Source organism: Streptomyces sp. NPDC040545, assembly GCF_055595065.1.
The window spans coordinates 144958-166273 of the sequence record NZ_JBVIWA010000014.1; the positions used below are offsets into that span (position 1 = coordinate 144958).

The 21316-nt window shown below is 72.8% G+C and carries 20 protein-coding genes, 1 tRNA gene and 1 pseudogene; 8 read left to right on the forward strand and 14 right to left on the reverse strand.

Going from position 1 to position 21316, the window contains the following annotated elements:
• The first annotated feature begins 39 nt into the window (after positions 1-39).
• Positions 40-1722: a phenylacetic acid degradation protein PaaN gene (gene paaN / locus ACZ573_RS25350; RefSeq protein ID WP_471307830.1), complete on the forward strand. Its 1683-nt coding sequence runs from the start codon at positions 40-42 to the stop codon at positions 1720-1722.
• 44 nt (positions 1723-1766) lie between these two features.
• Here the strand turns inward: paaN and ACZ573_RS25355 are convergent, their stop codons facing one another.
• A complete protein-coding gene (locus ACZ573_RS25355) occupies positions 1767-2414 on the reverse strand; it encodes a MerR family transcriptional regulator (protein ID WP_471307833.1) in 648 nt (215 codons plus the stop codon).
• Positions 2415-2512: 98 nt separating this feature from the next.
• On the opposite strand from ACZ573_RS25355, the pseudogene ACZ573_RS25360 reads away from it, so the two are divergent.
• Positions 2513-3448, forward strand: a pseudogene (locus ACZ573_RS25360) (hypothetical protein); the annotation flags it as partial.
• Here ACZ573_RS25360 and ACZ573_RS25365 read toward each other — a convergent pair.
• The 3 genes from ACZ573_RS25365 to ACZ573_RS25375 all read right to left on the reverse strand — a co-directional run bounded on the left by ACZ573_RS25365 (position 3401) and on the right by ACZ573_RS25375 (position 6052).
• Positions 3401-4165, reverse strand: a complete 765-nt coding sequence (locus tag ACZ573_RS25365; protein ID WP_471307835.1) for a TrmH family RNA methyltransferase — start codon at positions 4163-4165, stop codon at positions 3401-3403. The pseudogene ACZ573_RS25360 and the gene ACZ573_RS25365 overlap by 48 nt on opposite strands.
• A 64-nt stretch (positions 4166-4229) precedes the next feature.
• A complete protein-coding gene (locus ACZ573_RS25370; RefSeq protein WP_471307837.1) occupies positions 4230-5402 on the reverse strand; it encodes an HTTM domain-containing protein in 1173 nt (390 codons plus the stop codon).
• Positions 5390-6052, reverse strand: coding sequence for a DUF5819 family protein (locus tag ACZ573_RS25375; protein ID WP_471307839.1), 663 nt, complete (start codon positions 6050-6052; stop codon positions 5390-5392). Before ACZ573_RS25375 ends, ACZ573_RS25370 begins: the two co-directional genes overlap by 13 nt.
• A gap of 135 nt (positions 6053-6187) precedes the next feature.
• On the opposite strand from ACZ573_RS25375, the gene paaA reads away from it, so the two are divergent.
• The 6 genes from paaA (at position 6188) to ACZ573_RS25405 (ending at position 11161) form a co-directional block, all read left to right on the forward strand.
• Positions 6188-7249 (forward strand): 1,2-phenylacetyl-CoA epoxidase subunit PaaA, encoded by a 1062-nt coding sequence (gene paaA / locus ACZ573_RS25380; RefSeq protein ID WP_390796234.1) that lies wholly within the window; start codon positions 6188-6190, stop codon positions 7247-7249.
• Complete coding sequence (paaB, locus tag ACZ573_RS25385) at positions 7246-7530, forward strand: 1,2-phenylacetyl-CoA epoxidase subunit PaaB (RefSeq protein ID WP_030817166.1); 285 nt, start codon at positions 7246-7248, stop codon at positions 7528-7530. The genes paaA and paaB overlap by 4 nt, the downstream gene beginning before the upstream one ends.
• Positions 7527-8270, forward strand: a complete 744-nt coding sequence (gene paaC, locus ACZ573_RS25390; protein ID WP_471307843.1) for a 1,2-phenylacetyl-CoA epoxidase subunit PaaC — start codon at positions 7527-7529, stop codon at positions 8268-8270. Before paaB ends, paaC begins: the two co-directional genes overlap by 4 nt.
• Positions 8264-8770 (forward strand): 1,2-phenylacetyl-CoA epoxidase subunit PaaD, encoded by a 507-nt coding sequence (gene paaD, locus ACZ573_RS25395; protein ID WP_471307845.1) that lies wholly within the window; start codon positions 8264-8266, stop codon positions 8768-8770. Before paaC ends, paaD begins: the two co-directional genes overlap by 7 nt.
• Positions 8771-9874 carry a 2Fe-2S iron-sulfur cluster-binding protein gene (locus tag ACZ573_RS25400; RefSeq protein ID WP_471307847.1) on the forward strand — a complete coding sequence of 368 codons (1104 nt, stop codon included), beginning with the start codon at positions 8771-8773 and terminating at the stop codon, positions 9872-9874.
• Positions 9875-10018: 144 nt separating this feature from the next.
• Positions 10019-11161, forward strand: coding sequence for an acyl-CoA dehydrogenase family protein (locus ACZ573_RS25405; RefSeq protein WP_471307849.1), 1143 nt, complete (start codon positions 10019-10021; stop codon positions 11159-11161).
• Between the two features lie 20 nt (positions 11162-11181).
• Here ACZ573_RS25405 and ACZ573_RS25410 read toward each other — a convergent pair whose 3' ends face one another.
• From ACZ573_RS25410 to ACZ573_RS25455, 10 genes are all read right to left on the reverse strand, one after another.
• Positions 11182-11526: a rhodanese-like domain-containing protein gene (locus ACZ573_RS25410; protein ID WP_109779232.1), complete on the reverse strand. Its 345-nt coding sequence runs from the start codon at positions 11524-11526 to the stop codon at positions 11182-11184.
• 69 nt (positions 11527-11595) lie between these two features.
• The gene (locus ACZ573_RS25415; protein WP_471307994.1) at positions 11596-12357 is read right to left on the reverse strand and encodes a hypothetical protein; all 762 of its coding nucleotides are present in this window, start codon (positions 12355-12357) and stop codon (positions 11596-11598) included.
• A gap of 169 nt (positions 12358-12526) precedes the next feature.
• Positions 12527-13927, reverse strand: coding sequence for a DUF2252 domain-containing protein (locus ACZ573_RS25420; protein ID WP_471307851.1), 1401 nt, complete (start codon positions 13925-13927; stop codon positions 12527-12529).
• 57 nt (positions 13928-13984) lie between these two features.
• Complete coding sequence (locus ACZ573_RS25425; RefSeq protein ID WP_390796227.1) at positions 13985-14644, reverse strand: response regulator; 660 nt, start codon at positions 14642-14644, stop codon at positions 13985-13987.
• A 9-nt stretch (positions 14645-14653) separates the two neighbouring features.
• Entirely contained in the window at positions 14654-16366 is a 1713-nt protein-coding gene (locus ACZ573_RS25430) for a sensor histidine kinase (protein ID WP_471307854.1), read from the reverse strand.
• A gap of 96 nt (positions 16367-16462) precedes the next feature.
• A complete protein-coding gene (locus ACZ573_RS25435) occupies positions 16463-18040 on the reverse strand; it encodes a YrhB domain-containing protein (RefSeq protein ID WP_471307857.1) in 1578 nt (525 codons plus the stop codon).
• A gap of 18 nt (positions 18041-18058) precedes the next feature.
• On the reverse strand, positions 18059-19693 hold the full coding sequence (locus tag ACZ573_RS25440; RefSeq protein WP_471307860.1) for a putative T7SS-secreted protein: 1635 nt from the start codon (positions 19691-19693) through the stop codon (positions 18059-18061).
• Positions 19693-20334 (reverse strand): hypothetical protein, encoded by a 642-nt coding sequence (locus ACZ573_RS25445; RefSeq protein WP_471307862.1) that lies wholly within the window; start codon positions 20332-20334, stop codon positions 19693-19695. The genes ACZ573_RS25440 and ACZ573_RS25445 overlap by 1 nt, the downstream gene beginning before the upstream one ends.
• A complete protein-coding gene (locus ACZ573_RS25450; RefSeq protein WP_471307865.1) occupies positions 20331-20819 on the reverse strand; it encodes a hypothetical protein in 489 nt (162 codons plus the stop codon). The genes ACZ573_RS25445 and ACZ573_RS25450 overlap by 4 nt, the downstream gene beginning before the upstream one ends.
• A 215-nt stretch (positions 20820-21034) precedes the next feature.
• Positions 21035-21117: transfer RNA gene (locus ACZ573_RS25455), tRNA-Leu, on the reverse strand.
• Positions 21118-21316: the final 199 nt, after the last annotated feature.

Genomic DNA, 21316 nt, shown 5'->3' on the forward strand with positions numbered 1-21316 from the left:
TGCTCTTCTTCGCCCGGCTCAACGAGGAGTTGGTCCCTGATGGCCGCCGAGCTCACCGTCCCCCAGCTGTCCGCCAAGCACCGGCCCACCCTGGACCAGGCCCTGTCGGCGATCCGCAGCCGTGCCTACTGGTCCCCGCACCCCGAACATCCCAAGGCGTACGGCGAGACCGCGCCCGCCGACGGGCTCGCCGCCTTCGAGGCCGTCCGCGGCACGCGGCTGGACCTGGACCAGCCCGGCACCGACGGCTGGACGGGCGCCGAGGTGTCCCCGTACGGCCCGGAGCTGGGTGTCGAGTACCCCCACGTGGACCCGGACGTGCTGCTGCCCGCGATGAAGGCCGGCATGGGTGCCTGGCGCGACGCGGGACCCGAGGCGCGCGCCCTGGTCTGTATCGAGATCCTGGCCCGCATCTCCGCCCGGACCCACGAGTTCGCGCACGCGGTCATGCACACCAGCGGCCAGGCCTTCATGATGGCGTTCCAGGCCGGCGGCCCGCACGCGCAGGACCGCGGCCTGGAGGCCGTGGCCTACGCGTACGAGGAGCAGACCCGCGTCCCGGGCCAGGCCGACTGGTCGAAGCCGCAGGGCAAGAAGGACCCGCTGCAGCTCGGCAAGACCTTCACCGCCGTCCCGCGCGGTATCGCCCTCATGATCGGCTGCAACACCTTCCCGACCTGGAACGGCTACCCCGGCCTGTTCGCCTCCCTCGCCACCGGCAACGCGGTGCTGGTCAAGCCGCACCCGCGGGCCGTGCTGCCGCTCGCGCTGACCGTCAAGGTCGCGCGCGAGGTGCTGGCCGAGGCGGGCTTCGACCCGAACCTGGTGGCCCTCGCGGTGGAGCGCCCGGGCGAGGGCATCGCCAAGACGCTCGCGGTCCGCCCCGAGATCAAGCTGATCGACTACACCGGGTCCACGGAGTTCGGGGACTGGCTGGAGACCAACGCCCGCCAGGCGCAGGTCTACACGGAGAAGGCCGGCGTCAACACCGTCGTCCTGGACTCCACCGACAACTACAAGGGCATGCTGTCCAACCTGGCGTTCTCGCTGTCCCTGTACAGCGGCCAGATGTGCACCACCCCGCAGAACCTGCTGATCCCGCGCGACGGCATCGCGACGGACGCCGGCCACAAGACCTACGACGAGGTCGTCGCCGACCTCGCGGCCTCGGTCGGCGGCCTGCTGGGCGACGACGCCCGGGCCAACGCGCTGCTCGGCGCGCTGGTCAACCCGGACGTCAAGACCCGGCTGGAGGCCGCGGCCGCCCTGGGCGAGGTCGCGCTGGCCTCCCGGGAGGTCGTGAACCCCGAGTTCCCGGACGCGGTGGTCCGCACGCCGGTCATGGTCAAGCTGGACGCCGCCAAGGCGGACCCGGAGGCGCCGTACCTCTCCGAGTGCTTCGGCCCGGTCTCCTTCGCGGTGGCCGTGGACACCACCGCCGACGCCCTCGACCTGCTGCGCCGCACGGTGCGGGAGAAGGGCGCCATGACGGTGGGCGCGTACACCACCTCCCCCGACACCGAGCGGGCCGTCGAGGAGGTCTGCCTGGAGGAGTCCGCGCAGCTCTCCCTGAACCTGACCGGCGGGGTGTTCGTCAACCAGACCGCCGCGTTCTCGGACTTCCACGGCTCCGGTGGCAACCCGGCGGCCAACGCGGCCCTGTGCGACGGCGCCTTCGTGGCGAACCGCTTCCGGGTGGTGGAAGTCCGCCGCCAGGCGTAACCGCGTCCCGCAGAACCCCGGCCCGGGTGGACCGCGCCCTCCTCCTACTCCTGCCGCTCCTCGGCGAAGAGGCGGGAGGAGGCGTCCACCTGGGCCATCCTGCGCAGGGCCGCGAACACCGCGTCGCCCACCACCGTGCCCACGACCACCGCCTCGACCAGGCCCTCGCGGTCCCCGTGGCGGGCCGTGTACTCCAGGTCCGCCCGGGCCACCCGCTCGGCCGCGTCGGCGTAGTCGTCGAGCAGTTCGGCGAAGGAGCCGTGGCCCACCCGCGCGAGTGAGGCGAGGGCGGCCGCAAGCGCGCCGGCCGCCTTGTTCCCGGGCTGGACGCACCAGCCGCGCGCCTCGATCAGCCGCGTCACCCGTTCCCGGGCCAGCACCGCCTCGGCGTCGTCGTGGCCCCCGCCGTCGCCGTACTCGGGCACCAGCCGCTGGGCCGCGGCGCCGAGCAGCTTGTGCACCGGCCGCTCCTTGTCGTCGATGGCCACGAGGACGTCCCCGATGGCCGCCACCGACAGCCCGCCGACCTCCAGCAGGGCGCGGATCAGCCGCAGCCGCCGCTCGTGCCCGTCGTCGTAGCTGGCCTGGTTGGGGCTGCTCAGCTCGCCCGGCGGAAGCAGGCCCTCCCGGACGTAGTACTTGATCGTCGGTACCGGGACCCCGGTTCGGCGGCTCAGCTCTCCGATGCGCATGGCGTTTCACTCGTTTCTTCTTGCCCCGTCCCCGCCCATCATAGATAGTGGGGCTATCAGATAGCGGCGAGCGTCACTATCCATTCCCTGGGGGTCCCATGTCTGCGTTACGTACCTGGCACCGTCCACTGACCGTGTTCGCCGGCGTGATGGTGGTGTGGGCCGTCGGCTCGGCCGTGGGTCTCGCCGTCGACGGCCGCGTGCTGGTCGGCGCCCCGATCTGGGCCAAGCCCTTCAAGTTCGCCGTCTCGTTCGTCGGCTACGCGCTCAGCCTGGCCTGGATGCTCTCCCTGGCCGTCGCCGCCCGCCCTCGCCTGCGCAGGGCCGCCTGGTGGGCCGGCAGCGTCGTCGTCGCGGCGAGCATGGTGGAGATGCTGCTCATGACGGGTCAGGTGGTCCGCGGCCGGCAGAGCCACTTCAACCGGCAGACCGCCCTCGACGCGCAGATCTACAGCGCCATGGCCGTCACCGTCGTCGTGCTGTGGACGGCCACGCTCGTCATCGCCGTCCTGCTCTTCCGGTCCCGCGCCGCCGACCGGGCCACCACCTGGGCGATCCGGATCGCCGCCGTCCTCGCCCTCGCGGGCGCGGGACTCGGCTTCCTGATGACCACCCCCACCGAGGCCCAGCTCGCGGTCGACGACGCACCGGTGGCGGGCGCCCACAGCGTGGGGGTGCCGGACGGCGGGCCCGCCATGCCGCTGACCGGCTGGTCGACCACCGGCGGTGACCTGCGCATCCCGCACTTCTTCGGCATGCACGCCCTGCAGCTGCTCCCGCTGTTCGTGCTCCTGCTGGCCGCCCTCGCCGGGCGCTTCGCCCTGCTGCGCCGGGAGCGGGTGCGGCTGCGCCTGGCCCTGGTCGCGGCCGCGGTCTACGCGGCGGTGTTCGCGCTGGTGACCTGGCAGGCGCTGCGCGGCCAGGCGCTGGTCCACCCGGACACGGCGACGCTCGGCGCGGCCGCGGCGATCGCGGTCGGAGGCCTCCTAGGAGTCCTCGCCGCCCTGTTCGCGGGCCGCCGGGGGGCCGCCCCAGTGGAAGAGGGTCATGGCCACGCTGGTGGCGAGGTTGTAGCTGGAGACCTGGGGGCGCATCGGCAGGGAGACGAGGTGGTCCGCCCGGGCGCGCAGCTCCGGTGAGATCCCGTGGCGCTCCGAGCCGAAGGCGAGCAGGGCGTCGTCCGGGAGGGTGAGGGCACGGATGTCCGCGCCCTCGGGGTCGAGCGCGTAGAGCGGCCCGGGCGGCAGCTCGTCCAGTGCGAGGCGCTCGACGGTGGTGGCGTAGTGCAGCCCGGCCCCGGCCCGGACCACGTTCGGGTGCCAGGGGTCGAGGTCGCCGCGGGTCACGACGCCGGTGGCGCCGAAGCCGGCGGCGAGCCGGACGACGGCTCCGACGTTGCCCAGATTGCGGGGGTTGTCGAGGACGACGACCGGCGCCGGCCGCGGCATCCGCCCCAGCCCCGCGATGCCGGCGGCCCGGTCGGGCCGCACCGCGAGGGCCGCGACCCCGGTGGGATGCACGCGCGGCAGCACCTCCCCCAGCCCGGCCCGCCGCACCAGCCGCACCACGGCGGCCTCGACGTCCGGAGCCAGCTCACGGGCCAGCGCCCGTACGGCGCCCGGGTCCTCGGCGATGACCATCCGCACATCGGCCCCGAACCGCAGGGCGTGCTTCAGCGCGTGAAACCCGTCGAGCAGCACGAGATCCCCCGCCTGCTCGGCCTCCCGCCATTCCCGCACCGTGTCGTCCATACCCCCGACCCTACGGTCCGCCGTACGCCGCCCCGGACCCCGGGAGCGGCGCCGCGGGGCGCCGTCAGCGCGGTGCGGGCACCCGGACCGCCGCCGGCTCGGCGGGACCCGCCACCTGGTCCACCGCACGCCGCCGTCGCGCAGCGGCCCGCGCCCCCACCCACACCAGGAACCCGGTCGGCAGGAACACCGCGTCCGCGGCGATCATCGCCAGCGAGAAGAAAGGCAGCCCCAGCAGCACCGCGATCCCCGCGTGCTCCAGCATCATCAGCGCCAGCAGCACGTTCTTGATCCGCCGGTTGAACAGCGTGAACGGGAACGCCACCTGCACCGCCACCGTCCCGTACGACAGCAGCATCACCAGCGTCCCGCTGCCCGCCACCAGCGCCGACAGCGCCGGCCACGGGGTGAAGTAGTCCAGCCCCAGCGGGTAGTACAGAGCCGTCCCGTCCTGCCACCGGGACCCCTGGATCTTGTACCAGCCCGCCGTCGCGTAGATCAGGCAGACCTCCGCCATGATCACCAGCATGCCGGCGTTGTGCAGCAGGTTGGCCAGGACATCCAGGACCGCCCGCGCCTCGCCCTCCGGCTCGTGCCGGTCGACCAGCCACCACAGCCCGCAGACCACCCACAGCGCCGCGAACGCCGCCAGCCAGCCGTAGCCGAACCGGCCGGTCACCGCGCCGAAGGCGAACACCGCGCCCAGCACGCCCCACAGCACCGGCCCGGCCGCCCCGGCCGTCGCCGAGCCGCGCGTACGGGCCCGGCGGGCGTCCAGCGACCAGACCTGCGCGCACCGGGTCAGCACCAGGTAGATCGCCATCAGGTGGATGACGTTGTCCCCGCCGTCGCCCATGAACACGCTGCGGTTCTGCAGCGACAGCACGCCGACCATGAAGACCACGGACGTCGCCCGCGTCCGCCAGCCCAGCATCAGCCCCACGCTCGCCAGCACGGACACCGCGTAGACGAGCTCGAACCACAGCGTCGAGTCCGACCACATGAGCACCGTGAAGGCGTGGTTGGAATCGATCAGCCGCTCCGCGAGGTCCCAGCTCCACGGCCCGTCCGGCCCGTACAGCTCGGCGCGGTCGGGGAACTCGCGCAGCAGGAAGAAGAGCCAGGTGGCGGCGAAGCCGATGCGGACCACGGCGCTCTGGTACGGGCCCAGTGCCTGCCCGGTGATCCGGGCGGCCGTCCGGCCCGCCGCCTCGCGGGCGCGCCTCACACCGTCCACCACGGCAGCTCCCGGTAGTAGGTCTGGGTGTCGGTGGTCTCGGTGCTCCACTTCGGCGCGGGCACCGCCGTGGTCGCCGAGCGCAGCTGGATCCGCAGGAGGATCCCGTCCCGCGCATACGGGGGGAGCCTGTTCAGCGCGATCCGCCGGAGGTACTCCTCGGACAGCTGCCCGCGCTCGCCGTTCGGCTTGTTGTCCTCGTCGTGGGAGCCGGTGAAGAAGTCCCAGGCGCGGCGGAGCTCGTTCTGCCGGGTGTGGCTCGGCAGCAGGCTGTGCCGGATGGCCTCGCCGTCCTCGGCGCTCAGGTCGTGCCAGGGCGTGGTGACCACCTCGCCGTGGCCCGTCCTGACCTCCGCGCGCACCTCCACCGCGATGTTCTGCTGCAGCGGGTTGGGGGCGAACAGCTTCCAGTTCTGTTCGAACTCGGGGTAGACCCAGCCGTCGATCGTCTTCGCGTGCTGCTTGCTGAGGGTGTTGCCCGGGGCGACGTGCAGGAAGACGAGTGCGAGGTGCGTACAGGCGGCCACCGCGATCACCCCCAGGGCCAGGGCGGTCACGACCCGGTACGGGGCGGACAGACCGGCGATTCCGGGCGTCCGCGGGGGCGGCGGAGCGGCCCCTCCGGCGGGCTCGTGCTCGTTCGAATCCATCCCCACCCGATCGTCCGGCATCCACAGGGTTGACCTCAGAGGTTGACACCCTACGGGCCGCCGACCCACCATTGAAGCGTATGAACCGAACGATCGGTCGGTCGGGCGGACGGCGGACTCTGGCAGGGGGCCGGAATGGTGGCAGTGACCCCGGAGACGGGGCCGGACACGGCCCTCGGGACAGACGGGACGGACGGGACAGGCATGACTGCTGACCTGGGCGCACAGCTCGCGGCGGCATTCGACGCGGCCGTGGCGGCCGACGAGCGCGTGGAGCCGCGCGACTGGATGCCGGACGAGTACCGCGCCTCCCTGGTGCGCCAGATGGCCCAGCACGCCCATTCCGAGATCATCGGCATGCAGCCCGAGGCCAACTGGATCACCCGCGCGCCCTCGCTGCGCCGCAAGGCGATCCTGATGGCCAAGGTCCAGGACGAGGCCGGCCACGGGCTGTACCTCTACAGCGCGGCCGAGACCCTCGGCACCAGCCGCGACGAGCTGCTCGACAAGCTCCACTCGGGCAAGCAGAAGTACTCCTCGATCTTCAACTACCCCACCCTGACCTGGGCGGACGTCGGCGCCATCGGCTGGCTCGTGGACGGCGCGGCGATCACCAACCAGGTGCCGATCTGCCGCTGCTCCTACGGGCCCTACGCCCGCGCCATGGTCCGGATCTGCAAGGAGGAGTCCTTCCACCAGCGCCAGGGGTACGAGCTGCTCCTCGCCCTCTCCCGCGGCACCGAGGCCCAGCACGCGATGGCCCAGGACGCGGTGGACCGGTGGTGGTGGCCGTCGCTGATGATGTTCGGCCCGCCGGACGACGAGTCGGCGCACTCGGCCCAGTCCATGGCCTGGCGCATCAAGCGGCACTCGAACGACGAACTGCGCCAGCGGTTCGTGGACATCGCCGTCCCGCAGGCCGAATCCCTCGGTCTGACCCTGCCCGACCCGGACCTGAAGTGGAACGAGGAGCGCGGGCACCACGACTTCGGCGCCATCGACTGGGCCGAGTTCTGGAACGTGCTCAAGGGCAACGGCCCCTGCAACGAGCAGCGGATCGGCCAGCGGCGCAAGGCCCACGAGGAAGGCGCCTGGGTGCGCGACGCGGCCGCCGCGTATGCGCGCAAGCAGACGGCACAGCAGGTGGCACAGCAAGCGGCGAAGCACGCCGGACAGAACGAGGAGGCACGGGTATGACGCAGAACTGGCCCCTGTGGGAGGTCTTCGTGCGTTCGCGCCGCGGCCTTTCGCACACGCACGCGGGCAGCCTGCACGCCCCCGACGCGGAGATGGCCCTGCGCAACGCCCGCGATCTCTACACCCGGCGCAACGAGGGCATCTCGATCTGGGTGGTGCCCTCCACCGAGATCACCGCCTCCTCCCCGGACGAGCGGGACCCCTTCTTCGCGCCGTCCGCCGACAAGCCGTACCGGCACCCCACCTTCTACGACATCCCGGAGGGGGTGAGCCACCTGTGACCAGCACCGACACCACGCGCCTCACCGGCGCCACCGCCGCCGCGGCACTCGCGCTCGGCGACGACGCGCTGATCCTCTCCCACCGCCTCGGCGAATGGGCCGGACACGCCCCCGTCCTGGAGGAAGAGGTCGCCCTCGCCAACATCGCCCTCGACCTGCTCGGCCAGGCCCGGATCCTGCTGTCCATGGTCGGCGACGAGGACGAGCTGGCGTACCTGCGCGAGGAGCGGTCCTTCCGCAACCTCCAGCTGGTCGAGCAGCCGAACGGCGACTTCGCCCACACCATCGCCCGCCAGCTCTACTTCTCCTTCTACCAGCACGAGGTCTACGGGGAGCTCGCCCGCGGGGACGGCCCGTTCGCGCCGCTGGCGGCCAAGGCCGTCAAGGAGACCGCGTACCACCGCGACCACGCAGAGCAGTGGACCCTGCGGCTCGGAGACGGCACCGAGGAGAGCCGCAGCCGTATGCGGGCCGCCCTCGACGCGCTGTGGAAGTACACCGGCGAGATGTTCCAGCCGCTGGACGGCCAGGGCGGCCTGGACCTGACCGCCCTGGAGGAGCGCTGGCTGACCGCGCTGACCGGCGTACTGGAGCGGGCCGGCCTCGACCTGCCCCAGGGGCCGCGCACCGGCGCCTGGGCGGCCGGAGCCGGACGGCAGGGCCTGCACACCGAGTCCTTCGGCCGGATGCTCGCCGAGATGCAGCACCTGCACCGCAGCCACCCGGGGGCCTCATGGTGACCACCGACGCCGGAACGACCCGCCTGGAGGCGGAACTGGCCGCGCTGGCCGGCTCCGTCCCGGACCCGGAGCTGCCCGTGCTCACCCTCGGTGAGCTCGGCGTGGTGCGCGGGGTGCGGATGCACGAGGATGGCCACGCCGAGGTCACCCTGACCCCGACCTACACCGGATGCCCGGCCATCGAGGCCATGTCCGCCGACATCGAGCGGGCCCTGAACGGCCACGGCATCCCCGAGGTCCGGGTGACCACCGTGCTGGCCCCCGCCTGGTCGACCGACGACATCAGCGCCGAGGGCCGGCGCAAGCTCGCCGAGTTCGGCATCGCCCCGCCCCGGCCGCACGCGGCCGGCGGACCGGTCCCGCTCACCCTGTCGGTCCGGTGCCCGAACTGCGGATCGACCGACACCGAGCTGCTCAGCCGCTTCTCCTCCACCGCATGCAAGGCGCTGCGCCGCTGCACCGCCTGCCGCGAACCGTTCGACCACTTCAAGGAGCTCTAGATGGCCGCCCCCCGCCACGGCGCGTTCCACCCGCTGACGGTGGCGGCTGTCGACCGGCTCACCGACGACTCGGTGGCACTGACCCTGCGGGTTCCCGAGGAGCTCCGCGCGGACTACCGGCACGCCCCGGGCCAGCACCTCACCCTGCGCCGCGCCGCTCCCGAGGGCGGCACGGAGGTTCGCCGCACCTACTCGATCTGCTCCCCGGCACCGTCCGCGGACGGCCCGGGCCCGGAGCGGCTGCGGGTCGGCGTGCGGCTGGTGGAGGGCGGCGAGTTCTCCACCTTCGCCCACAAGGAGATCGCCGCCGGGGACGTGCTGGAGGTCATGGTCCCGGCCGGGCGCTTCGTGCTGGAGCCCGCCGCCGCCCCGGCCGCGGGGCACTACGCGGCGATCGTCGGCGGCAGCGGCATCACGCCCGTGCTGTCGATCGCGGCGAGCCTGCTGGCCGCCCGGCCCGACGCCCGTTTCTGCCTGGTGCGCAGCGACCGTACGGCGGCCTCGACGATGTTCCTGGAGGAGGTCGCCGACCTCAAGGACCGGTATCCGGCGCGGTTCCAGCTGGTGACGGTCCTCTCCCGGGAGGAGCAGGAGTCCGGTCTGCCCTCCGGGCGGCTGGACGAGGAGCGGCTGGCGGCCCTGCTGCCCGCGCTGCTGCCGGTGACGGAGGTGACGGGCTGGTTCCTGTGCGGCCCGTACGGTCTGGTGCAGGGCGCGGAGCGGGCTCTGGGCGCGCTCGGCGTCGCACGGACCCGGGTGCACGAGGAGATCTTCCACGTCGAGGACACCGCGCCGGCGGCCCGCCCCGCGGGTTCCCCGGCTCCCGCGCTCGGCCGGGTCACCGCACGGCTCGACGGCCGTTCGGGCACCTGGCCGGTCCAGGACGGCGAGTCCCTGCTGGACGCGGTGCTCCGCAACCGCGCGGACGCCCCGTACGCCTGCAAGGGCGGCGTCTGCGGCACCTGCCGGGCGTTCGTGGTCTCGGGCGAGGTCCGGATGGAGCGCAACTTCGCGCTGGAGGCCGAGGAGACGGAGGCCGGATTCGTCCTGGCCTGCCAGTCGCACCCGGTCACGGAGGAAGTGGAGATCGACTTCGACCGCTGAGCGGAGGACGTCCCTCGGGTCCGGCCCCTGTCCCACGACAGGGGCCTGTCCATTTTCAAGAACCTGTTCTATCTTGACGCACCGTCAGACGCGACAACCGTCAGAGGCGACACCGTCAGACCCGAACGTGCGGGAGGACAGGCAGTGGACTTCACCTTCACCGAGGAGCAGCAGGCCGCCGTCGAGGCGGCCCGGGCCGTCTTCGCCGATGTCGCGCCCGACGGCGTGCCCAGCCCCGCGCTGACCCCGGGGGCCGTCGCCGACGACTTCGACCGCCCGCTGTGGGCCAAGCTCGCCTCATCGGACCTGCTGAGCCTGGTCCTCGCCGAGGAGCATGGGGGAGCGGGCCTGGACGCCGTCGCCCTGTGCCTGGTGCTGCGCGAGGCCGCCAGGGTGCTGGCGCGGGTCCCGCTGCTGGAGCACTGCGCCACCGCCATGGCCGTGCAGGCCCACGGCAGCCCCGAACTGGCCGCCGCCCTGCTGCCGGGCGCGGGACGCGGCACGCTCGTGCTCACCGCCGCCGCCCACGGGCGCTCCGGCCACGACCCGGCCGAACTGGCCGTCCTCGCCCGCCGCGAGGGCGAGACGTGGATCCTTGAAGGCACGCAGACCGCGGTCCCCTGGGCGCACAGTGCGGACTGGATCGCCGTACCCGCGCACACCGGCGAGGGCGAGGCCGTCCTCGCGCTCGTCCCGCGGGCCGCCGAAGGGCTGGCCCTGGCCGAGCAGGTCTCCACGAGCGGCGAGCGGCTCGCCGAACTCGCCCTGGACGGCGTGCGGGTGGACGGGACCCACCTCATCGAAACCCCGGGAGCCTGGGAACGGCTGCGCCAGCTCCTGGCCACCGGGACCTGCGCGCTGGCGCTCGGACTCGGCGAGAACGTACTCACCATGACCAGCGCGTACACCGGCAAGCGCGAACAGTTCGGCTTTCCGGTGGCCACCTTCCAGGCCGTCGCCGTCCAGGCCGCCGACCGGTACATCGACCTGCGCGCCATGGAGGTCACCCTGTGGCAGGCCGCCTGGCGGCTCGACGCCGCGACCGGCGGCGCCGGTGGTCCGCTGCCGAGCTCCGGTGATGTCGCGGTCGCCAAGATCTGGGCCTCGGAGGGCGTGCGGCGGGTCGTACAGACCGCCCAGCACCTGCACGGGGGCTTCGGCGCGGACACCGACTACCCGTTGCACCGCTACCACGCATGGGCCAAGCAGCTGGAGCTCCAGCTCGGCCCGGCCGCCGCGCACGAGGAGGCCCTGGGCGACCTGCTGGCCGCCCACCCCCTCGCCTGAGCCCGCTCCGCGGTCAGGGGTCAGAGCACGAAGGCCGGGTTCCCGTTGTCCGTCACCATCGGGCGCCCGGCACCGTCCCAGGCCTGCATCCCGCCGTCGACGTTCACCGCGTCGATCTCCTGGCGCACCAGGTACTGGGTGACCTGCGCGGAACGCCCGCCGACCCGGCACATCACATACACCCGGCGGCCGTCCTCGACGGCCTCGGTCAGCTCGCCGAAGCGGGCCACGAAATCGCTCATCGGGATGTGCAGGGCACCCTCGACGTGGCCGGCCGCCCATTCGTCGTCCTCACGGACGTCAAGGACAAAGCCTTCGGAGGGCACCGCGGTGGCATCCACCGAGGGGAGCGGTCCGAAGTTCATAGCTGTCGCCTTCTCTCTTCACGGATCTGCTGCCAACCTATCCGACCACCCGGTACGGGCGGACCGGCCTCACTCGGCGGCGAGCTCCGCCGCCAGCTCCGCCTCACGCTCGGAGACCTGCGCGAGCAGCTGGTCCGCGATCTCCTCCAGCAGCCGGTCGGGGTCCTCGGGCGCCATCCTCAGCATCGACCCGATCGCGCTGTCCTCCAGCTCCTTGGCCACGAGCGACAGCAGCTCCTTGCGGCGTGCCAGCCACTCCAGCCGGGCGTACAGCTCCTCGCTCTCGCCCGGTACCGCCGCCTCGGGCGCCGGTCCCGCCGCCCACTCCTCGGCCAGCTCGCGCAGCAGTCCCTCGTCGCCGCGCCCGTAGGCCGCGTTGACCCGCGCGATGAACGCGTCGCGCCGCTCCCGCTCGCCTTCCTCCTGGGCGAGGTCGGGGTGGGCCTGTCGGACCAGCTCGCGGTAGAGGCGGCGCACCTCCTCCGAGGGCCGCACCCGCTCCGGCGGCCGCACGGGCCGGTCGGTCAGCATCGCGGAGGCATCGTCGGAGATTCCGTCCGAGCCCAGCCAGTCGTGGAACAGCTCGTCCACCCCGGGCATCGGCATGACCAGCGAGCGCGCTTCCTGCGCCCGTCGCAGGTCCTCGGGATCGCCGCTGCGGGACGCCTTCGCCTCGGCGATCAGGGCGTCCAGTTCGTCGAGCCTCGTGTACATCGGGCCGAGCTTCTGGTGATGCAGGCGGGAGAAGTTCTCCACCTCCACCCGGAAGGTCTCCACCGCGATCTCGAACTCGATCAGCGCCTGCTCGGCGGCCCGCACGGCCCGCTCCAGGCGCGCCTCCGGGCGCTCCCCACCGTTGACGGAGGAGTCACCGGAATCACCGGGGACTGTCTGCTCAGGCTGCTCGGTCTGCTCGCTCACCCGGCCAGCCTACGGCCCGTCCGCGCGGGCGGTGTTTCACGTGAAACACCGCCCCCGGCGACAGGGCCCTCCGCCACCGTCAGACGCCGGTCTCCGCCGCGATCCGGCCGGCCCGTACCGCCGCCACCAGGTCGGCGTGATCGGCCTCGGTGCGGTCGGCGTAGGCCACGGCGAAGGTCGCCATCGCCTCGTCCAGCTCGTCGTTCTTCCCGCAGTACCCGGCCAGCAGCCGCGGGTCGACGCTGTGCGCGTGCGCCCGGGCCAGCAGGGCGCCGGTCATCCGCCCGTAGTCGTCGATCTGGTCGACGGCCAGCGCCGCCGGATCCACGCTGCCCTTGCGGTTGCGGAACTGCCGCACCTGGAAGGGGCGGCCCTCCACCGTGGTCCAGCCCAGCATGATGTCGGAGACCACCTGCATCCGCTTCTGCCCCGCCACCACCCGGTGGCCCTCGTGCTCCTCAGGCGCCGAGACGAAGCCGAGCCCGGGCAGGTGCGGCAGCAGCACCGAGGGCCGCGCCTCCTTGACCTGGAGCACCAGCGGCTCGCCCCGGTGGTCCAGCAGCAGGACCACGTACGAGCGGGTGCCGACGCTGCCGGTGCCCACCACGCGGAAGGCCACGTCCTGGATCGCGTACCGGGCCAGCAGCGGCAGCCGGTCACCCTGGAGCGTCTGCAGGTAGGGGCCGAGGGAAGCCGCCACCGCCGCCGCCTCCGCGTCCCCGACGCGGCGCAGCACGGGCAGCGCGTCGACGAAGCGGCGGCCGCCGTCCGGCCCTATCTCCGTTGACTTGGCCGCGAACCGCGCGGAGGTGTTGTTGCGGGCCTTCTCCGAGACCCGCTCCAGCGTGCCCAGCAGATCGCGGGCGTCGGCGTGCGAGACCAGTTCCTCGTCGGCGATGGCGTTCCACGCGTCGAGCGCGGACAGCTTGGACAGCAGCCGCATGGTGCGCCGGTAGGCGCCGACCGCGTCGAGTGCGGCCGCCCGGCAGGTGTCCTCGTCCGCGCCGGCCACCCGGCCCGCCAGCACCAGCGAGGCCGCCAGCCGCTTCACGTCCCATTCCCACGGGCCGAACACGGTCTCGTCGAAGTCGTTGAGGTCGATGACGAGCCGCCCGCGCGCGTCCCCGTACAGACCGAAGTTCGCCGCGTGCGCGTCGCCGCAGATCTGCGCGCCGACCCCGGTCACCGGACCGCCGGACAGGTCGTGGGCCATCAGCCCGGCCGCGCCGCGCAGGAACGCGAAGGGGTTCGCGGCCATCCGGCCGACCCTTATCGGAGTCAGCTCGGCGACCCGCCCGGCGTTGGACTCCTCCACCGCGCGCACGGCGTCCGGCCGCCCGGCCGGCGCCACGAAGGCGGCGTGCGCCGACCGCGGCAGGCGGGCGCGCAGCGCCTTGCCCTCCTCCTTCGGCGAACCGGCCGCCACCCTCGGCGCGAAGCCCGCCACGTCCGGAATCCGCTGACCCGCAATCGCCGCCATCGACGCCGCCCCCACCCGTTCACTTCATTGATCGCTTCTCGAACGGGCTGACCGTATCTACAGCCCGGCGTCCCTGGCCAGCAGCGCGGCCTGTACGCGGTTCTCGCAGTCCAGCTTCGCCAGGATCCGGCTCACGTACGTCTTCACGGTCGCCTCGCTCATGTGCAGCCGCCGGCCCGCGTCCGCGTTGGACAGCCCCTCGCCCAGCAGCGCCAGCACACCGCGCTCCCGCTCGCTGAGCTCCGCCACCTGACGCCGGGCCACCTCACCGCGCACGGCGGCCTTCCCGGACGCCAGCTGGTCCACCACGTGCCGGGTCGCCCCCGGCGAGAGGTACGCGTCCCCGGCCGCGGCCGCCCGGACCGCCCCGATCAGCTCGCCCGGCGCCGAGTCCTTCAGCAGGAATCCCGCCCCGCCCTCGCCCAGCGCCCGCAGCACGTTCTCCTTCTCTCCGAAGGTGGTCAGGATCAGCGCCCGCACCTGCGGCACGGCACGCCGCAGCTCCCCCAGCGCCGTCAGCCCGTCCATCACCGGCATCTGGATGTCCAGCAGCATCACGTCGGGCACGTGCGAGCGGGCCAGGTCCACCGCCTCCCTGCCGTTGGCCGCCTCCGCGACGACCTCGATGTCCGGCGCCGAGGTCAGGATCATCCTGATCCCGGCCCGGATCAGTGGCTCGTCGTCGGCGATCACCACTCTGATCACTTCGGCTGTCACACCGCGCTCCTACTGCTTGACCTCGTACTCCTGCTTCTCCACGAGCTTGCCGTCCTTGAAGCAGAACCGGAAGATCCGGTCCGTTCCCAGGCCGCTCGGCTGGTCCTCGGCCAGCAGGGCCAGACACTCCGAGCCCGCCGGCTTGGGCGGCCCCTTGCGGGCGGCCCCGGCGGTCAGGAAGTTCTCCCCGCTCGGCAGCCGGTCGCGGACGGCCTGCTCCGCCTCGCCCACGTGCACGGCGTCGAACTCGTCCTGGTCGATCATCGCGTCACTCGCCGAGTCGATCATCAGCACCACCGCGGCGCCGAACGCGATCACCAGCAGCACCACCGCCCCGAAGGCGACCCCGCAGCCCACCGCGAGGCCGCCGGACCGGCTGGGCATGCGCACGGCCAGCTCCCGGTCCACCGCCTCCCAGTCCATCGGCTGCTCCCCGTCGCGCCCCCGCCCCCGTAGGCGGCCGCGCGTACGGGCCTGCGCCTGCGCCCGCTGCCCGAAGTCGTCGGCCACGTCCTCCACCCCGGCCGGCTCCGCCCCGTACGGCAGGACCCCGGCCACCCGGAACCCGCCGCCCTCGGCGGGTCCCGCGTGCACCATCCCGCCGACGAGCCGGGCCCTCTCGCGCAGCCCCGTCAGCCCCTGCCCGCCCGACACCACCTCGTCTGGCGCGGGACCGGCCGACGGCCCGTTGGCGATCTCCACGACCAGCGAGTCGTCCTCGAACCGCAGCTCCACCGCGATCGGCGCCCCCGGCGCGTGCTTGTACGCGTTCGTCAGGGCCTCCTGCACGATCCGGTACGCGGCGTGGTCGCAGGCCGCGACCAGCGGCCTCGGCTGCCCCGACGTGGTCATCCGGACGTCGGTCCCCGACCCCCGTGCCGCCTCCACGACCCCCGCGATACCGGCCACACCGCGCGCCGCGGGCTGGGCCTCCTCCACGGGCGCGGGGGCCTCCACCCCGTCGCGCAGGATGCCGACGACCTCGCGCAGCTCGTGCATCGCGGCCACCGAGGCCTGCCGCAGCACGCCCACCGCCTCGCGCTGACGGTCGGTGAGTTTCGGATCCACCTCCAGCGCGCCGGTGTGCACGGAGATCAGCGCCAGCTGGTGACCCAGGCTGTCGTGCATGTCCTGGGCGATGCGCTGGCGCTCGCGCAGCCTCGCCTGCCCGGCGACCATGGCCCGCTCGCGCAGCAGCTGCCCGTTGCGCTCCTGGAGCGCGCGCAGCAGGGTCCGGCGCTGCGACCAGTACCGGCTGGCCAGACCCGGCATCGCCGTCATCGCGAGGAACATCAGCGTGGAGAACACGATCACGAGCAGCGGCTTCATCTGCGACCACTGGTCCAGCACGCTGAAGCCGACCGCCGCGACGAAGGCCAGCGTGAAGGCGGCCAGCGCCCGGCCCACCCCCACGATCCGCCGCCCGGCCGACCAGCCCATCAGGGGCAGGATGAAGAACGCCCCCGGCAGAGCGGTGGTGACCGCCGCCCCGAGCACGAGCGTGGTCCCCGGCAGCCTGCGGCGCAGCAGCGTCAGCACCATGACCGCCACGGCGCCCCCGAGCATGCGCGGACCGGAGGCGTGGCTGACCTCCTCGACGCCCAGGCCGAGGATGGCGAGCACACCGCCGAGCGCCAGGTCCCCCGCCAGCATCCGCCGGGTCCACGGCTCCGGGCCCCTCAGCCAGTCCCAGCCGGCCCGCGTCTTCGCCTTCGCATCCACGCGCCCGACCCTAGACACCCGCAGCCCGGCCCGGCCGCCCTCTTTCGTCTCGCCCCGCACGACGAAAGTCGACCGCCGCCCCGCCGCGGCCTTCCCTCACCGGTACCGGACCACCCGGACACCGGACTCGTGGAAACCGTCCAGGTCCCGCAGCTCCTCGGCGGAGGAGTCGATCAGCCCCACCATCCCCGACTCGCTGTGCAGTCCCGCGAGGAGCACTCCGGTGCTCTCCCGCCCCCGCGCGTCCAGCCGCCTCACCCACACCAGGGCCCGGCCCCCGGCCGGCAGGGCCCTCAGACCCCCGACCGCCGCGGCCACGGTCGGATGCTCCGAGACGGACAGCACCGGGCCCAGCTCCGCCATGGTGGAGCCGAACCAGTCGGCCTTGTCCGGCGCGGGCACCGGCCCCGCGGGCTCGTCGCGGTCCCAGGCGGCCAGGAACCCCCAGGGGTCGGCGTTGGGCAGCAGGAACGGCTCCTGCGGCCCCTTCGGCACGACCACCGCGGCGTCGAGCATCGCGTGGCGCCAGTCACCGGTGCGCAGCGCGGCGGTGGTCTGGCAGGCGAACAGCCACCCCCGGGCGGTCTCGTCCTCGGCGGCCGGCTCCACCAGCTCGACGGGATCCGCGAACGTGTCCCTCAGCCACTGCTCGGCCTTGTGCCGGGCGGTGGCCAGGTCGGGCGCGGTCGGCGGCACCCCGGCCCCGGGCTCGACCCGGGCGAAGACCAGCTGCAGCACACCGACCTGGTCCAGCCGTGCCAGCCCGCCGGTCATCCCGTCCAGGAACACCACCTGGCCGTTGTTGTTGTGCGCGTAGAGCAGGTGCCCGCTGACCTCGCTGCCGCCGATGACGCGCCGCACCCACACCACGCCCTGGGTGTCCGGTCCGGTCTCCTCGGCCCGCGCGATCACCTCGTCCCAGCTCGCGCACCGCAGCTCGCGCGCGGCGGGGAAGTAGCGGCGCAACAGCAGCTCCCACCAGCCGGGCGCCTCGTGCGCGGGCTGCCACGGCAGCGGCGACGAGGGGCCGCCCGCGATCGCGGCGGCCGTCGTGACCACGCAGCCGCGGGCGTTCAGCCGCCTCGCCTGCGCCTGCGGGTCGCGCTCGACCGGATCACGCGTGTACGCCGCGGCGTCGCCCCACGGATCGCAGGAGGCCGGGTGGAACGGCTCCCCGTAGTCCTTGGGCACCACGAGCGACGCCGCCAGCATCGGCGTGCGCGGATAGCCCGGCTGCTCGGTGGTCCGGCAGGCGAACAGCCAGGTCCCGGCGTCCTGCGCGACGGGCTCGATGCTCACCAGCTCGACGAGCCCGTTGTACGTGGACAGCAGCCACTCCAGCGCGGTCTGCCACGGCTCGGCCTTCGAGGTCTTCGCCGTACCGGCCCGCTCCCAGCCGCCGTGGCGCACGTAGGCGAGGTACTCGTCGAGGGGCAGGTGCGTCGGCGGGAAGTCCACGCGCGAGCCGTCCTTGGCCACGATCACCAGTTTGTTGAACGGACCCACCAGGGGATCCCCGGCGTCGATGCTCTCCTGGGTGTCGTACCGGACGATCCAGGCCAGCTCGTGCTCCTGGGTGAGCTCCGGCCGCAGCACGATCGTCCACGGCTCCGTGGCGAACGCCTGCTCGAGGCGGACCCGGGCCGCTTCGACGGCCTCGTTCAACGTGAGCATTTCTGATTCCTGACGACGCTAGCGGTAGGGGACATGCGCGATCTCGCTGATGTTGTGTGTCTCAAGTGTGGCCAGCTTCCCCGTCTGGCCGTCCAGGAAGACGACTCCGTGGGGGGTGTTCACCGCGTTGAAGACGTGGCCGGCCATCCCGTGGCGGGAGATCGCGACCACACTGCGCGAATCCGGCCCCCGCTGTTCGAGGTCCTTGACGATGTCGTCGTAGCTGCTGACGACCTTCTTCGCGCTCGGTTCCACACCGAGTTCCTTGTACGGGATGTCGCCCGGCCCGGTCTTCGGCGCGGCCGAGACCTCCACGCCGTCCAGCCGGCGGTCCAGCGTCACCACGTTGTTGGTGCAGTTGTACTGGTAGCCCGGCATGTTCGTGTTGTTCATGTCCTTGAGCCACGGGTACTGGTCGTCGATGAACTTCTGGGCGTCCTTCTTCCCGACCGAGTCGGCGTGGATCGAGGGCCGCTCGGTCACGCCCTTGGTCGGCTTCGCCAGATGCGACCAGGCCGACGGCTTGGTCGCCGCAGCCTCCGCGACCCGCACCCCCGCCCGGGCACCGCCGAAGCCCTTGGTGCCGATGAGCTCCGGCACGAGCCGGCCCAGGCCCTCCGAAGGGTCGTTCTTGAAGCTGTCGATCAGCGCGCCCGGGATCCGCTCCGGGTGGGCGGCCGTCGACACCAGGCCGGCCAGCGTCATGTTGAGGTTCTGCTGGTACTCGGCGGGGTGGGTGAGGTTGTACGGGTCCATCGGGTTCAGGCCACGCGCGAAGTTGAGCAGCCCCGCCGTGCCCTTGACCACGCCGCCGACGAAGTGGTTGAGCTCCACCGCCTGGCCGCCGTAGTAGTCGGTGAGCCCGGCCAGGGCCCGGTCCGTCGCCGAGGGCTCCTTGGGGGCGTGCTCCAGCGCCGCCTCCATCGCCTTGGCCACGGCCCCCGCGGCCTCGTCGCGCTGCCTGCGGGCCTCGTTCAGGATCTCGTGGGCCCGCGTGCCGTCGGCCTTGCCCACGTCGACCGGTTTCTGCGGCTCCGGCCCGGGATCCCGGCCGGCCTCCGCCGCCGCGTTGTAGGTCTTGGCCTTCGCTATGTACGTCTCGTGGGCGTCCTTGGCGGCCTTGACGGCCGCCTTGTACAGGTCGATGGCCTGCTGCGCCTGCGTCTGCGCCCATTCCACCGTCTCCGCGTACCGGTTCAGCGCGCCCGCCGCGGCCTCGCAGGCGTCGGCGGCGTGCAGCCAGTCCGTGGGGTGCATGGCGAACTTCTGCCGGAACGCCTCGGCCGCCTGCCCCTTCCAGTGGCCGGAGTCCAGCGCCCGCATGCCCTGGCCGACCCGGTCGAACGCCCCGTGGAAGTCCGTCAGGTGCTTCGCCGACTCCCGGATCTTCGCGGGCTTGCCGTGCACCAGCTCGTTCGCCTGCTCGGTCTGGCCGAGCTGCTGCTCGCCGACCGAAGCACCCAGGTTCGAGGCGACGTCGTCGCCCCAGTCCTCGACCTTGTCGGCCCAGTCGTCCGCCCCGACGTACTCCAGGCCCGCGCCGATCCCGTCGGTGGCCTTGTCGACCCCCTGACCGACGACCTTCTTCGCACCCTCCCAGCCGTCGTCCAGCTTCTCCAGACCCTTGTCCAGGAGACCGCCCCAGTCCGCCATCAGCGCTCACCGCCCGAGGGCTGCGGCTGCGGCTGCGGCGCCGGACCGACCCAGTCGTCCACCGCCGCGTCCACCTCGTCCCGCATCCCCGTCGCGTTGATGATCTGGTTGCCGAGGAGCATGTCCGAGCTGTTGACGTCGCGCACGGCGCCCTTCCAGGCCTCCTTGCTGTTCTCGCGCGCCCGTTCGAAGGACTCGTCGCTGTAGTCCGCGTCCCGGATCTGCGTGTACGGGTTGTCGGAGAGGACCTCACCCCAGTCCTTGTCGATGACGTCCTTCTCCGACGCGTAAGGATTGCCCATCGCGGAGTTCGTCAGCACCTTGAAGCTGCCCTGGATGTACTGGTCCTGCTCGTGCATCACACCCGCCGACAGACCGACGTCGAACGCGAACTGGTTCCCCTGCTGCACGAGCGCCCGTACGCCCCACTCCCAGCGCTCGCAGAACGTCTTCATCGAGGCCGTCAGGCCCTCGTGCCCGCTCTCCATCCCCGACAGCGCCAGATCCGAGAAGCCCCGGCCCATGCTGGCCGAACCCACCATCCCGAGCTCCTTCAGCTCGCCCAGCGTGTCCGTGATGCCCTTCGCTATCTGTCCCAGCGCCTGCTTCGAGACATCGACGTCCGCCCCGTCCCCGCTCACGCCTTCTCCTCCCGTACGTCCCCGTCGAGCGCCGCACCGTCCGGCACCAGCCCCCGCACCGGCGGGAAGACGACCCCGTCCGGCCCCGCCGCGTCCAGCGCCACTCCGCAGGGGAAGTCCAGCGCCGGGATCACCTCGTCCAGCAGCCGTGCCCCGACGATCCGCCGGTACGGCCACTCCCGCCCGGCCTCACCGCGTGCCTCGGCGAACCGGGCCAGCGTCTCGAGCCCCGAGAACGCGCAGATCCAGTCCAGCCCGCCCAGCTCCGCCGTCCACAGGCCGCCGCGCTCGTCCAGCGGCACCAGCACCGCCCGGCTGCGGAAATCAGCCAGCCGCTCCAGTACCGCCTCGCGGGCCGCCGCCGCGTCCACCGCACCGGCGTCCTCCGGCGCGGGCGCCGGAGCGGCCGGCTCCGCCGGCACCCCCGCGTCCACCCGCTCCGTCGCGGCGGCCCGAAGCCGCCCCCACTCCTCGTCGAAACCCACTCACGACTCCTCGTACCGACCGGGAAGCACGCTCGTGCACATCCGTCGGCGACAACTCGTCTCGAAATTCGGACAGTTGGCTCAACCCTAACCCTGCCTTCGGACAGGACCGCAGCTCAGGGGCCCCAAGGAGGGACGTACGTCACATACACGCCGGGGCGGGGAAACACGAAACGGCCGCCACCGCTTTCGCAGTGACGACCGTCTCGTCGATGTGGGCGAGGGGGGATTTGAACCCCCACGTCCCGAAGGACACTGGCACCTGAAGCCAGCGCGTCTGCCGTTCCGCCACTCGCCCGAGCAGCGCCCCAGTGGATCTTCCCTTTCGGGCCTTTCCCCTGGCGACGTCGAAACATTAGCACGGAGAACGGGGTGGATTCACATCGCTTTCCCGGCACCCCCTCGCCCCGCCGCGGACTGCCCCTCCCGCACTCCGCTCCCGGTGCGGGACACTGTCCTGGGAGCGCCCCTACGATCCCTTGTGAGGACCAACACTC